The sequence below is a fragment of the Arcicella rosea genome, from assembly GCF_014204325.1.
GTDB classification, from domain to species: Bacteria; Bacteroidota; Bacteroidia; order Cytophagales; family Spirosomataceae; genus Arcicella; species Arcicella rosea_A.
In genome coordinates this window covers 62,587-78,255 of sequence record NZ_JACHKT010000013.1, presented here as the reverse complement: position 1 = coordinate 78,255, position 15,669 = coordinate 62,587, and the positions used below count along the sequence as shown (strand labels likewise).

The following is a 15,669-nucleotide window of genomic DNA, read 5'->3' as shown; positions in this document are numbered from 1 at the left end:
ATTTGACCCAATGAATAAAGAAAAAGGAGTACAGAAATTATCTGTTTTAGAGAAAGTTGGCTATAGCCTTGGAGATTTAGCCGCCAATTTAATTTTTCAAACATTAATGACCTTCTTGGCATATTTTTATACCGATGTATATAAAATACCAGCAGGGAAAGCCAGTTTGGTGATTTTTACGGGTGGAATCATTGGTGCATTTTTTAATGTAGCCATGGGCTTAATTGCCGATAGAACCAGTACTCGTTGGGGAAAATTTCGTCCATGGATTCTTTGGACTTCTGTTCCTTTTGGGGTCATAGCACTTCTAGCATTTTCCACGCCCAATTTTAGTGAAGATGGTAAGGTTATTTACGCATTAATCACCTATTTATTATTGGTGCTTGTATATTCTGCCAATAATTTACCTTATTCGGCACTAAGTGGCGTAATGACGGGCGATATGGCCGACCGTAACAGTTTATCATCGTATAGATTTGTGGCGGTAATGGTGGCTCAGTTTATCATTCAATCGTTATTATTACCTCTAGCAATTTCACTAGGACATGGTGATAAAGCTGTTGGCTTTGAAAAAGTAATGTTTTTCTTTGCTACAATTGGAGTGGTCTGTTTTCTAATCACATTTCTTACTACCAGAGAAAGAGTATTACCCACCAAACAAGAAAAAAGTAGCGTAAGTCAAGACCTTTCAGATTTAGTAAAAAATCGTCCTTGGGTAATTATGCTTTCCTTAACGATATTGATTTTCATTACTTTATCGCTAAAAGGGGGTATGTATATTTATTATTTTAAATATTACTTAAATCCTGTTGCACAAGCTACTTTCCTGCAAGAAATAGGTTTTAACCATTTTATCGAAGGCTTGAATCAATTTATTACAGGTTTGGGTTTAGGGAAATTTGAATGGCCTGAAGATGCTCCAACTTCAGCAAATAGTTTATTCAACGCTGGTGGAATTATTATGATGATTGTGGGAATTATGTTCTCAAAACCTTTGGCTGATAAATTTGGGAAACGTAATGTTTTTGGCATATTCCTAACACTTTCGGCTTTATGTTTAATCATGTTTAATTTTTATGCCAGAGATTCAATAGGAATTGTGTTTGTTACTCAGCTCTTACACGGTTTTACTTATGGCGTAACGATTCCTTTACTTTGGGCAATGATTGCCGATGTAGCAGATTATAGCGAATGGAAAAATAACCGCAGAGCGACAGCCATCATTTTTTCTGCCATGATTTTTGGATTAAAAGCTGGTTTAAGTATCGGTGGTGCTATCGGAGCAACATTGTTATCTAACTATGGATACATTGCCGAAAAAGCTGACCAAACAGCCGAGGCTGTTTCAGGTATCAAGATGTCGGTAAGTATTTATCCTGGAATAATTTTCATTTTAGGGGCCATTTTAGTCATTTGGTACGAAATTGACAAAACCATGGAATTGAAACTTGAAAAAGAATTAAAGCAAAGAAGAAACGCATAAAATTATTGACAAATGCCAGAAGTAAGCATAGAACATATTGATTTTGAGGAGTTGAATCGCAGAGCGATTTCGCAACCGCTTGTAAAACATATTTATACCGCCGATCCTTCGGCTCATGTATTTAATGGTAAAATTTATATTTATCCTTCACATGATATTGAAGCAGGTATCCCTTTTGATGATTTAGGAAGCCATTTTGCGATGGAAGATTATCATGTAATTTCGATGGATTCTGTAACAAGTGAAGCGATTGATAATGGTATTGCACTTCATGTAAAAGATGTTCCGTGGGCGGAACGCCAAATGTGGGCACCAGATGCTGCACACAAAGAAGGAAAGTATTATCTATATTTTCCCGCCAAAAAATCAGATAATATTTTTCAGATTGGTGTTGCAGTGTCTGATTCACCCGTTGGTCCATTTGTAGCAGAACCTTTGCCAATTGAAGGAAGTTATTCAATTGACCCAGCGGTTTTTGAAGACAAAGATGGTTCTTTTTACATGTATTTTGGTGGACTTTGGGGCGGACAACTTCAAAGCTACCGAAATAATCAATACTCAGCCGAAAATCAAGAACCTCAAGCAAATGAAGCAGCACTTAATCCATTAGTTGCTAAACTCAGGGATGATATGCTTGGCTTTGCAGAAGCACCCAAAGAAGTATTGATTTTGGATGAAAATGGAAATCCATTATTAGCTGGGGACACCGAAAGACGTTTTTTTGAAGCGTCTTGGATGCACTTTTATCAAGGAAAATATTACTTTTCTTATTCTACTGGCGATACACATTTCCTTTGTTATGCTACTGGTGATAATCCGTATGGCCCATTTACTTATCAAGGTAGAATATTGAATCCTGTAGTTGGTTGGACGACACACCATTCTATTTGTGAAGTAGATGGAAAATGGTATCTTTTCTATCACGATTCAAGCCTTTCAGAAGGAGTAACGCATTTACGAAGCGTAAAAGTCACTGAAATTACTTACGATGTGGATGGAAAAATTCAGACAATTGAACCTTATTCTTGAGCCTAATTTTATTCAAGGCTATTAAGTATTAGTAATTCTCATTAAATGCGGTTTAAATGACAAAGAGATTTCTGTTTCCAATATTATTAATACTTAGTCAAAACATATTTGCACAAGTAAAGCAGGCACAAAACCCAATCATCTTTGCAGATGTGCCAGATATGGCTATGATTCGTGTTGGAAATACATACTACATGAGTAGCACAACTATGCACATGAGTCCTGGAGTACCTATTATGAAATCAAAAGATTTGGTAAACTGGGAAATGCTTGGCTATGCTTATGATACTTTAGCAAATGTAGATGATTTGAGTCTTCGTAATGGCAAAAGTACTTATGGCAGAGGTTCATGGGCAAGTAGCTTGCGGTTTCATAATGGTACTTATTATGTGACGACTTTTGCACAAACAACTGGAAGAACGCATATTTATACTACTAAAAACATCGAAAAAGGACCTTGGAAAGCCATTTCCTTCAAACCTTCTTATCATGACCAGACTTTATTTTTTGACGATGACGGTCGTAATTATTTGATTTATGGTAGCGGGAAACTACAATTAGTAGAACTAAATGCTGATGTGTCTGGCGTAAAAGAAGGAAGTACAGAACAAGTAATTATTGAAAACGCCAGTACTCCTTCGGGAACTAACGGTGGTTTACCCGCAGAAGGTTCTCAGCTTTTTAAAGTAAATGGTAAATATTATTTATTCAATATCAGCTGGCCTCGTGGCGGTATGCGTACTGTGATAATTCACCGAGCTGATAAAATTACAGGGCCTTGGGAAGGAAAAGTGGGATTCCAAGATTTAGGAGTAGCTCAAGGAGGATTGATTGACACACCCGACGGAAAATGGTATTCGTACCTATTCCGTGATTTTGGTGGAGTTGGTCGGATTCCCTATTTAGTACCAGTAAAATGGGAAGACGGTTGGCCAGTATTAGGCGAAAATGGTAAAGTTCCAGAAAAATTAGACCTTCCAGCCAGTAAAGGATTGATTCCAAATCTCGTTAATTCTGATGAATTTACTCGTAAAAAAGGAGAATCAAAATTGCCATTAGTTTGGCAATGGAACCATAATCCTGACAATAACTTATGGTCGGTTTCTGAACGAAAAGGATATTTACGATTAAAAACGGGCAGAATTGATAGCAGTTTTGTATTAGCTAGAAACACGCTTACTCAGCGAACCATTGACCCAGTTTGTGCTGGAATTACGTCTTTAGATATTTCAAATATGAAAGAAGGAGACTTTGCTGGATTAAGTCTTTTACAAAAAAACTTTGGTTTGGTAGGTGTGAAAATTGAAAATGGAGAAAAATCAATCGTAATGTATAGTGCTTCTTCTGGAAAACCTGTTGAAATCCAAAAAGTACCGCTTCAACAAAACACCATTTTTTTAATGGCACAATGTGATTTTAGAAATCGAGCTGACACTGGTTATTTCTTTTACAGCCTAGATGGAAAAGTTTGGAAACCGATTGGCGAAGCTATCAAAATGCCTTATACCATTCCGCATTTTATGGGTTATCGTTTTGGTTTATTCAACTATGCCACCAAAAATATAGGTGGTTATGCTGACTTCGATTTTTTTAAAATACAAGACAATCTTATTATTAATAAGTAATTACTCGCATTAATAATGTTTGCAATAGACCGACGCTACGGCTTATTGTAAGCATTCTAAATAAATCAATAGGCTTCTTGTGTAAAAGAGAGGCCTAATTTTATTTGAATACATAAGTTAAAATTTACCTACATGAAAAATATTATTTTGAAATACTTACCTCTTTTAAGTATTGTATTATCATTCACTTCAAATGAGATTTATGCCCAAAGTAACGCTTCATTTTACGATGAAGTAAAAACTTTTGTAAATCCTGTTTTACCTGGCGATCATCCAGATCCTACAATGATTAAAGTTGGAGACGATTTTTATCATTGTGGCTCAAGCTTCCATTTTACGCCTTACATGCCGATTTATCATTCTAAAGACCTTGTTCATTGGAAAGTTATCAGCCGTGTATTACCACCACAAAAAGCTAATTGGGTAACCGACAGACCATCTGCTGGTACTTGGCAAGGAGCAATTACTTATTTTTATGGCTCTTATTGGATTTATTTTTCTGCAAATGGACAATGGTTTTCAAAAGCAGATTCTCCATCAGGACCTTGGACTGAACCTGTTCAAGTAAAATCAAATCCTAAAACTGGGCCTTTAGGTTATGATAATTCCATCTTTGTGGATGATGATGGTAAGCCTTATATGGTCATTAAAAATGGACAAAAAACCAACCGTTTACAAGAACTAGGGAAAGATGGGCAACTTACATCTTCTGTAATTGACCTTGACTGGATTAATGCTAAATTACAATATAGCTGGGCAGAAGGCCCAGTAATGTGTAAGCGAAATGGTTATTATTATTACTTTCCCGCTGGCGATGTATCTGGAGGGCAGTACGTACTTAGAGGTACTGCTCTTACCAGTGATTCTACCAAATGGGAACGTCTTGGAGAATTTTTTAAACCTATAACAGATACCAAAACAGGCTTCCGTCGCCCTAATCATATTTCCGCACCAATTCAGTTGGCTGATGGTACTTGGTGGACTATTGGTCAGAGTTATGAAAAATATGATGGAAATGATTGGTCGGGTTTGGGTCGTCAAACATCATTATATCCCGTTATTTGGGAAGGCGACAGACCTTGGGGAATGGCACCAACAACATTACCCATAGCTAAACCTATACTTCCAAAATCAGGAATTTTATGGAGAAGTGTTGATTCAGATGAGTTTGACCAAACTCCTTTGGCACTAAGCTGGCATTTCCTCAGTAAAAAAGATGCCAATCGTTATTCATTAGATGCTAGAAAAGGCTGGTTACGATTATTACCAGATAGTACTCGTACAAGTATCGTACAAAAAGAAACTGACCATTATTATTCTGCAGTAACCAAAGTTGATATAAATGCCTCAGAGTCAACTGTAAAAGCAGGTATTTATATGACTAATGGTGACCAAAAGGTATTTGCACATCTCTACAGTGGATTTGAAAACGGCAAGAAGTTTTTTTTCCAATTCGGTAAAACATCTTTCTCAATTCCAAATACTTTTGGAGATGTCGTTTGGCTAAAGGTAACTAGAAATCAACATGACTTAACAGCTTTTGCAAGTGTCAACGGTAAGAATTGGACTAAAATCGGAGAAAGTATCAGTCTTATTAATCTTGATAAAACCCAACCTAATTACAATTCATGGGTTGGCACAAGTGTAGGGCTATTTGCCGAAGGAAAATCTGCTGATTTTGATTCATTTGTTTGTAAAGATGGTTTTTCAGAACTTCCAGCTGTTGGATACAGTAACTACTATGGAGTAGAAAAAGTAAAAATTGGAACGGAAGAAGCCGTTACTAATGATTCAAATTTAGGAGGTTGGTTGATGATTTCAGGTGTTGATTTGGGCAATAAAAGTAAATCTGCTTCGCAAATTCAAGTTCAAATGACGGCAAAAAGTGCTGGAAAAATGGAGATTTGGCTTGATGATTTAGGAACAGGTAAACTGATTGCTACTATGCCTTTTACTGAAACGAATGATTCTTGGAAAACACTCACAAAAAAATTAAAAGGTATTTCAGGGCATCACGATGTTTTTATCAAATTTCCGAAAGAACAAAGTAAGTTATTGAATATCAAAAGCATCCAGTTTAAATAAAATGGTAAAGAAGAGATTATATTTTTTATTGGTAATCAGTCTATTGGTTACAAGTTTTAAGGCTCTTTCACAAGACAAAAACTTTTACATTTTCTTGAGTTTTGGGCAATCCAATATGGAAGGTAATGCCAAGTTTGAGCCTCAGGATACCGTCAATGTCGATAGCCGTTTTCAGGTAATGGAAGCAGTAGATTGCCCCAATTTAGGTAGGAGTAAAGGCAATTGGTACACGGCTGTTCCTCCTTTATGTCGTTGCTACACAGGAATTACACCTGTTGACTATTTTGGAAGAGCAATGCTTGCCAACCTTCCTGAAAAAGTTAGAATAGGTATCATTAATGTTGCTGTTGGTGGTTGTAAAATAGAGCTTTTTGATAAAAATAACTATGAATCTTATGTGACTACTACACCCAATTGGCTTAGAAATATGGTAAAAGAATATGATGGAAATCCGTATGGTCGATTGGTAGAAATGGCAAAACTAGCACAAAAAGACGGTGTGATTAAAGGTATTTTATTACATCAAGGAGAATCTAATACGAATGACTCACTCTGGACAAAAAAAGTGAAAGGAGTGTATGATAACTTGATAGGTGACCTTCATCTAAAAGCAAAAAAAGTACCTTTGTTAGCTGGTGAAACCGTAAATGCCGACCAAGGAGGTATTTGTGCAAGTATGAATAAAATTATAGCCACGTTACCAGAAACAATCAAAAATGCCCATGTAATTTCATCAAGTGGCTGTACAGATGCTGCTGATAATTTACACTTTAATGCAGCAGGTTATCGAGAACTTGGCAAACGTTATGCTGAAAAAATGCTTTCGCTGATGGGGTATAGTTTTCATCAAAAATAGTTTTTTTTAATTCAAGAATTTAGGTTCTCTATTACTGGTAATTCAGGAAATAGAGAACTTTTTTTTGGTATGTACATCAATTGTTTTTTAAACAATCAACTAAAGTGTCCTTATAATTCTCAAAACGATAGAATGTGCTACTTATCTATTTATTACTAATTTCTGCAAAAAGGGCTATTTACTTACCTAACAAAAATAATTACTACTATAATTAGCCATAATTGGTATCCATAATGTTCATTTTAGGAACATCTATTCAATTTTTTGAATAATAATGGTGTGAAATTGACACTTTCCAAGATTACTGAACATTTGTAATATATATATAGTGATTAGTGCTACTCTATTTTTTCCTCATCAACTTATTTTGCAAAAGTAATTTCATATTATTTATTAAATGAATCATATTTATTTACCTATGAAACAATTTGACTTATCCATTTCAATCTTTCGGAAAAAGCTGTATTTAATTGTATGGTGTATTTCCCTTTTGATTGGGTTTTCGGGCTTTTCGTTAAAAGCTCAAACAGTAAAAGGGACTGTAAAGTCCGCTTCAGGGGAAGGGATTCCCGGAGCAACCGTTAGTATCAAGGGAACCCCCAGAGGAGTAAGTGCAAGTAAGGATGGTGTTTTCACTATAGCTTGTACGCCTAAATCAATTCTAGTTTTTAGTTCTATTGGTTTCATTACGAAGGAGGTTCTCGTTGGTAACAAAACTTCAATTGATGTTGTATTGGAAGAATTCCAATCTGCTTTGGATGAGGTTGTAGTTGTTGGCTACGGAAAACAAAAGAAAGAAGGTGTTGTTGCTGCGGTGACACAAGCAACAGGTAAAACACTGGAGCGTGCAGGCGGTGTATCAAGTATCGGAGCTGCTCTGACTGGAAATGTACCGGGGCTTATTACCAGCTCAGGAACAGGGATACCGGGAGGAGAAGATCCACAGATAATCATTCGTGGTATTAGTAGCCCAAATAATTCAGCTCCACTTATCCTAGTTGATGGTGTTGAACGTCCAATGAATTCTGTTGATATTAGTTCTGTTGATGCCGTAACAGTATTGAAGGATGCTTCGGCAACTGCAGTGTTTGGTTCTAGGGGAGCGAATGGGGTAATCCTAATTACCACAAAAAGAGGGAAAACTGGTAAAGCTACAATTAGAGCTACGGTGAATACAATCATGAAATCAGCTTCAAAGTTACCTGAGAAGTATGATTCTTATGATGGATTAACCATCAGAAATCAGGCAATTGAATACGAACTCGCAGCAAGACCAGATGGTTGGAGAAACTTTTTACCAGAAGCAATTCTTCAAAAGTACAGAAACCCTGCCAATTTAGCAGAAGCAGAGCGTTATCCAAATGTTAACTGGGAAGAAGCTTTATTTAGAAAAAATGCAATTTCTAATAACGCAAACATTAACATTAGTGGTGGTACCGACTTTGTGAAATACTTTACGAGTGCCGATGTATTGCATGAAGCTGATTTATTCAGAGTGTATGATAATAACAGAGGTTATAAGCAAGGATTTGAATTTGACAGATTAAACGTTCGTAGTAATCTTGATTTTCAATTGTCACCAAGTACTTTATTCAAAACTAACATTTCTGGTTCGTATGGTGTCAGAAAAACACCTTGGGGCTTTACTGGTGGGGGTGGGCAGTATGGAGCTTGGATTGATGCTTACAACGCTGCACCAGACGCTATTTTACCCAGATATTCAGATGGCTCATGGGGTTTTTACGCACCCAATGAACAAAAAGCGGAAAACTCAGCAAGAATACTTGGATTAGGTGGAGTTGCTAACACCACTACGGCTCAAATAACAACAGACTTCTCGCTTGAGCAGGATTTAGGAAGACTCATCAAGGGATTAAAGTTTACTGGAAATATATCTTTTGATAACACTTTTGTGGAAAGTGATAGAGGGATTAATGATTTGTATAATGACGCACAGTTGAAATGGATAGACCCAGAAACGGGAATCGTAACCTATAAACAAGCGGTAGATGGAGTGACGGGATTTGATTTTCAGGAAGGTATCCGATGGTCTCCAGCTGCTGGTAATATTGGAGCGAGTCAGCGACGTTTGTTTTACCAATTCCAATTGAATTACGCAAAAAACCTTGGAGGGAAGCATTTTTTGACTGCGATGGGATTGATGAACAGAAACGTGTTTGCCAACGGAAGTATAGTGCCTACATACAGAGAAGACTGGGTATTCAGAACGACGTATACTTTTAACAACAAGTACACCATAGAATATAATGGTGCTTATAACGGTTCAGAGCAATTTGCTTCTGACTATCGATTCAACTATTTCTCATCTGGAGGGGTAAACTGGATATTGTCGAATGAAAAATTTATTAAATCAATAAGAGCGATTGATTTATTGAAATTGAGATTTTCGTACGGACAGACAGGATTTGATAATCTTGGGATAAGATGGCCTTATTTAGATCAATGGGCTTTCGAGCGATTGGCAAGATTAGGTACTACTGGGGAAGCAGCAGAGCAAAGTCCATACAGACAATACAGACAAACAGGAGTTGGTAACCCAACAGTTCAGTGGGAAGAATCAGAGAAATTTAATGTCGGAGTTGATGTGGAATTACTAAAAGGTCTCATCAAAGCCAAGGCTGACGTTTTCAGTGACAATAGAACCAAAATTTTGTTAGGAAATCGTCAAGATGTGCCTTCATATTATGGAGCAGCACCACCAGTAGCCAACTTAGGCCAAGTAAAATCAAGTGGTTATGAACTGGAGCTACACATTAGTAAAACGCTCGGTAAATTTCGTTTGTGGACTGATTTAAACATGACTCATACACAAAATAAAATTATCGAAGCAGCAAACCCAGAGTTACTACCTGATTATCAAAAAACTGAAGGTAAGGCAATCAATCAGGAGTACTCTTATGTAAGTGAAGGAAAATATAATACTTGGGATCAGTTGTATGGAAGTACAATTCATAATGCACAGGATAACCAAAAATTACCAGGGAATCTTTACATAGTTGATTATAATGGCGATGGTGTAATTGATGCACAAGACCGTGTACCATTCGGTTATACAAACTGGCCTCAAAATACTTATAATGCTACTTTTGGATTAGACTGGAAAGGGTTCACGGCATTCGTTCAATTCTATGCAGTGAATAATGTTAGTCGTCAGGTTGGCTTTGCAAGTTTAGTAAACCAAAAAAATACGGTTTATAAAGAGGGAGAATATTGGTCGCCATCTAATGCTGAAGGTATTCCAATTCCTCGTTGGTCATCAACTCCTGCCGATTATTACCGTGGTACACAGTATTTGTTCGATGGCTCGTATGTTCGACTTAAAAACGCAGAAATTGCTTACAGTTTAACATCGGGAGCTAGTAGGAAATTAGGTCTTGCAGGATTAAGAATCTACTTAAACGGGAATAATTTAATTGCTTGGAGCAAAATGCCTGATGATAGAGAAGCAAACTTTGGTGGAGCTCAATTTTCTCAGCAAGGGGCATATCCAACTGTTAGACGTTATAACCTTGGTTTAAACATCACATTCTAATCAATCAAAATCATGAAAAAGAAAATCAATATTCTAATTGCCTCTTTATTCCTTTCCATGACTTCAGGATTAACTTCTTGTAAAGAGTTTTTGGATCGTGACCCACAAGCGGCAGTATCTGACCAAGATGCTTACAAGAATTTTGTAAGTTTTCAAGGATTCACAGAAGAACTTTATCATACCATTCCTGATTTCTCAAACGGTTATTGGACTAGTTCATTCAACTGGGGTGATGATGAAATACAATCAGTTTCAGCAACAGGACACTTTGGCGTAAAAATTGATAACGGAGATTTCTGGGGATGGCAAAGAAACTTTGACGGATGGCAAGCTGGCTGGCTTGACCGAAATAATAACTCTACGAATGACGACCGTTTTACAAAGTCATTGTATGGTTTGGGTTGGTATGGTATTCGTAAGGCCAATATGGGTCTTGCCAATCTTGATAAAATGAATGATGCAACCCAAGAAGAAAAAGACTTAATCAAGGGACAGTTATTGTTTTTTAGAGGCTGGTATCACTTCATGTTTATGCAATTTTTTGGTGGGCTTCCATACATTGATACTGTATTGCCTGGTGACCAAAAATTGACATTACCACGCTTGAAATACAGTGAGTGTGCCGAAAAAGCAGCCAAAGATTTTAGAGAAGCTGCCGACTTACTTCCAACAAATTGGGATGCAACCACTGCTGGTAGAAGAACACTTGGTAAAAATACACTTCGTATTAATAAAATAATGGCGCTTGGCTACTTGGCCAAAAACTATTTGTGGGCTGGTAGTCCTTTAATGAACTCAGTTTCAGGTGGTGGTAGAACATATAATGTTGAATATTGTAAAAAAGCAGCAGATGCGGCAGCAGAATTATTAAGTCTTTGCGAAAGCGGACAAGCACCTCATAGTTTACTTCCTTTTGATAAATATTCCACAAATTTTTATACAACTGGACAAAACTGGGCACTCCCAGGAGGCACAGAAGCAATTTTTACAGGGCCATATTATGGTGCACATGGTTCAACGTATGGTACTGCCAAACAATATACCCCACTGGTTATCAGTGAAGGAGATACCAAATTCCTCCCAACTGCTAATTATGTTGATATGTATGGTATGGCAAATGGTTTACCAATTGCTGATGCAACAAAACCAGATCCAGTATCAGGATATAATCCAGAATTGCCTTGGAAAGGTAGAGACCCTCGTTTTTATAATGACATCGTTTATGACGGCATGAAAATGGTAAATGGTAATATCCCTAATGCGTCAGAAACGATAAACCGCTATGCGAATTTGCATACAAGAGGAACCTACAGAGATGTTGCAAGTGGAAGTAGAACGGGATACTTAAATTATAAATTTATCCCAAGAACAGCCAACAAATTCGATTTAGGTTATAGCTACGATAAAAGCCTTAACATCAAAGTTCCATACATGAGACTTGCTGATGTTTATCTGATGTATGCAGAAGCGGCAGCACAAGCCTATGGTGGTCCAAGTGGAAAATCTCCGGGATATTCTAAAACTGCGGTAGATGCAATAAATACTTTGAGAACAAGAGCAGGTGTTGGTTTTGTTGCTCCACAGTTCTTGAGTAGCGTAGAAACTTTTATGAGCGAAGTAAGACGTGAAAGAGCTGTTGAACTTGCTTTTGAAGGACACCGTTTCAACGACCTTCGTCGCTGGTTATTATTGACAGAAAACCCGTACACACTTAAAAAAGCTGTTGAGTTTGATAGAGCAAGTACTCTTGACCCTGCCAAAGATTCTAAAGAAAACAGAGTGTTGAATTTAAGAGAAACGGTAATCTTGGAACGTAAGTTTACAGCGAAACATTACTGGTTACCAATGAAGACAAACGATGTAAATTTATATTTAGAGTTCCCTCAAAATCCAGGTTGGTAAGAGTCTAATTATGAAATGTAATGGTAGGATATTTTCCTACCTACCATTACTAATATTCAATATTCAAACAGATAAACGAAAATTATGAAGTTTATAAAAATACTAACTGTTTTGTGTACGTTATTGGCTTTTTCAAATGCTAAAACTTTTGCACAAGACGCTCCAATTTTTAAAATCAGGGCTACCGTTTTGGGACCTGATAAAAAACCCATTGTTGGGGCTACAGTAAGTTGCTCTGCTGAAGGCAGTCAGACAACTACTACGGATGAACAAGGAACATTTACGATAGCCGTTCCATCTGATGAGGTGTTGTCAGTATCTGCAAAAGGGTACAAAACTTATCACGTAACAGTTATAAAGCCAATCGTTGAAATTAGGATGCAGGTGGGACAAGAAGCGGACTTTGTTCGTTTGCCATTTCGTGACGTTGAAAAACGAGATTTGATGAGCGGTGTATCACAGGTAGATGCAAAAGAATTATTAGACAAAAACTATTTCACCTTTCCACTTGATGGAATGGATGCTTTAGTGCCTGGTTTTAATGGAAATAGTAACTGGGGTATGGGAAGCTATTTATTCATGATTGATGGTGTTCCTCGTGAACTTGGAAACGTAGCACCTACTGAGATAGACCAAATCGTATTCCTGAAAGGAGCTCATGCAGTTGCTTTGTACGGTAGCCGTGCAGCTAAAGGTGTTGTGAATATTATCACTAAAAGAGGAAAATCTGGATCAAATACTTTGAATCTTAGAGTTAACAGTGGAATAAACCTTCCAAAAAGTTATCCAAAGTTTTTGGGATCTGGGGAGTATATGACATTGTATAACGAAGCCAGAAAAAATGATGGATTGACTCCTTTATACTCAGAAAACGAGATATTCAACTTCTCTTCTGGTCGTAACCCATACCGTTATCCGAATGTAGATTTTTATTCGCCAGAATACTTATCAAGTTCTTTTGGTCGTCATGATGCTACCGCAGAAATTACTGGTGGAAATGAGCGAGTAAAATATTACACTAATATTGGTTATTCTACGCAAGGTTCGCTTTTGAATTTTGGTGAGTCAAAAAACAATAACAGTTCAGATCGTTTGAATTTTAGAGGAAATATTGATGTAAACCTAAATGAGTTTATTTCATTGAATGCAGATGCTGCCGCAATTTTCAATACGGGAAGAGGAGTAAATACAAACCATTGGAACAATGCTGCTACCATTCGTCCAAATAGATTTTCACCATTAATTCCTATTGATTTAGTTGAAAAGGATGATGTTGCATCGCAAATTTTATTACAAAATAGTAACAATATCATAGATGGAAAGTATTTCCTTGGAGGAACGCAGTTAGATCAAACAAACGGTATTGCAACAACTTATGCAGGAGGAAATAACCAAAATGCAAATAGACAATTTCAGTTTAATACAGGTATTAAGGCTGATTTGAGAAATGTTTTAGAAGGCTTGAGTTTTAAAACTAATTTCTCGGTTGACTACGCTACTTCTTATACATTGGCTTACAATTATACTTATGCAACTTTTGCTCCTACTTGGAATAATTATAGTGGAACGGATTTGATAAGTAACCTTACAGTTTATGGTCAAGATACAAGATCGGGAACTCAAAACGTAAGTAATAATACTTATCGTCAAACAATTGCATTTTCTGGTCAATTAAACTACGATAAAACAATTGGCGAAAAGCATAATTTTTCAACTATCTTATTAGCTAACGGATTCCAACAATCCGCCTCAGCAGTTTACCACAGAACAAGTAATGCAAACTTAGGATTTTTGGCAAGTTATAATTTTGACCATAAATACTATTTAGATTTTAGTGCTGCTTATGTGGTTTCAGCTAAATTACCAGAAGCAAACAGAGCTGCTTTATCTCCTTCACTTTCATTGGGTTGGAGAATCGGTCAAGAAAGTTTCTTGAAAAACTCGAGTGTAGTAGATGATTTAAAACTAACAGCATCGGCAAGTATCTTGAATACTGATTTAGACATCAATGAATATTACCTATACCAAGGCATTTATTCGAACTTAGGTGACTGGTATGGCTGGAAAGACGGTACAGGTTTTCAATCAACGGTATCACGTAGAGGAGATAACCCAAACATGGTTTTCCCACAAAGACAAGAGTTGACGTTTGGTATTGAAGGTTCGTTTTTCAAGAAATTATTAACATTAAATACTTCGTTTTTCTACAACAAAATCAAAGGAAATATCATCCAATCAAATGTTTTATTTCCAAACTATTTTCAAACAGGTCAGCCTGGTGGCTTTTTATATTCATCGTTTATTCCCTACGTGAATTATAATGAAGACGAACGCATAGGCTTTGATTTTGGTGTAAATGTTAACAAGAGAGTAGGCGAGTTGAATATGTCATTGGGATTGAACGGTACGTATTACGATACAAAGGCTACAAAAAGAGCAGAAATATACGAAGACGCTTATCAAAATCGTCAAGGAAAAGCACTTGATGCGATGTGGGGTTTACAAAACTTAGGTTTCTTCCAAGACCAAAGCGATATTCAAAACTCTCCTTCGCAACAGGCACTCGGACTGGTTAAACCTGGTGACATCAAATACAAAGACCAAAACGGTGATGGTATCATCAACCAACGTGACGAAGTATTCTTAGGAAAAGGGGGCTTTTTTGGAGCACCAATGACGATAGGAGTAAACTTTACTGCACAATGGAAAAAATTGACCTTTTTCGCACTTGGCACAGGTAGATTTGGTGCAAATGCAATGCGTCAAGGTTCGTATTTCTGGGTATCTGGAGAAAACAAATATTCTGAAGTGGTAAGAAATCGCTGGACAGAAGCTACTAAAGAAACTGCTACTTACCCAAGATTATCGACATTAGCAGGAACTAACAACTTCCGTCCTTCAGACTTCTGGCTTTATAAAACTGATAGATTTGATTTAACGAAAGTTCAAATTTCTTACGACTTGACGAGTTTGTTAAAGACGAAATCATTGGTTAAAGAATTCGGTATATATGTGAATGGATTTAATTTACTGACAGTTTCGTCACAAAGGGAAATTTTAGAGTTGAATGTTGGTAGCTCTCCACAAACACGATTATTTAACTTAGGCGTAAAAGCGCTTTTCTAAATTTTAAATT

8 protein-coding genes are annotated in these 15,669 nt (G+C 36.8%); all 8 read left to right on the top strand.

Features of this window, described 5'->3' with window-relative positions; all coding sequences use genetic code 11:
* Positions 1-10 precede the first annotated feature (10 nt).
* The 8 genes from HNP25_RS10510 (at position 11) to HNP25_RS10475 (ending at position 15,659) form a co-directional block, all read left to right on the top strand.
* The gene (locus tag HNP25_RS10510; RefSeq protein ID WP_184133980.1) at positions 11-1,483 is read left to right on the top strand and encodes an MFS transporter; all 1,473 of its coding nucleotides are present in this window, start codon (positions 11-13) and stop codon (positions 1,481-1,483) included.
* A gap of 12 nt (positions 1,484-1,495) precedes the next feature.
* Positions 1,496-2,512 carry a glycoside hydrolase family 43 protein gene (locus HNP25_RS10505; RefSeq protein ID WP_184133978.1) on the top strand — a complete coding sequence of 339 codons (1,017 nt, stop codon included), beginning with the start codon at positions 1,496-1,498 and terminating at the stop codon, positions 2,510-2,512.
* 56 nt (positions 2,513-2,568) lie between these two features.
* Complete coding sequence (locus tag HNP25_RS10500) at positions 2,569-4,137, top strand: glycoside hydrolase family 43 protein (protein ID WP_184133976.1); 1,569 nt, start codon at positions 2,569-2,571, stop codon at positions 4,135-4,137.
* Positions 4,138-4,269: 132 nt separating this feature from the next.
* A complete protein-coding gene (locus tag HNP25_RS10495) occupies positions 4,270-6,222 on the top strand; it encodes a family 43 glycosylhydrolase (protein WP_184133974.1) in 1,953 nt (650 codons plus the stop codon).
* A gap of 1 nt (position 6,223) precedes the next feature.
* Positions 6,224-7,078: a sialate O-acetylesterase gene (locus tag HNP25_RS10490; protein WP_184133973.1), complete on the top strand. Its 855-nt coding sequence runs from the start codon at positions 6,224-6,226 to the stop codon at positions 7,076-7,078.
* 418 nt (positions 7,079-7,496) lie between these two features.
* A complete protein-coding gene (locus tag HNP25_RS10485; protein WP_184133971.1) occupies positions 7,497-10,631 on the top strand; it encodes a SusC/RagA family TonB-linked outer membrane protein in 3,135 nt (1,044 codons plus the stop codon).
* A gap of 12 nt (positions 10,632-10,643) precedes the next feature.
* Complete coding sequence (locus HNP25_RS10480) at positions 10,644-12,533, top strand: RagB/SusD family nutrient uptake outer membrane protein (RefSeq protein ID WP_184133969.1); 1,890 nt, start codon at positions 10,644-10,646, stop codon at positions 12,531-12,533.
* Positions 12,534-12,617: 84 nt separating this feature from the next.
* Positions 12,618-15,659, top strand: a complete 3,042-nt coding sequence (locus tag HNP25_RS10475; RefSeq protein ID WP_184133967.1) for a SusC/RagA family TonB-linked outer membrane protein — start codon at positions 12,618-12,620, stop codon at positions 15,657-15,659.
* Positions 15,660-15,669 lie beyond the last annotated feature (10 nt).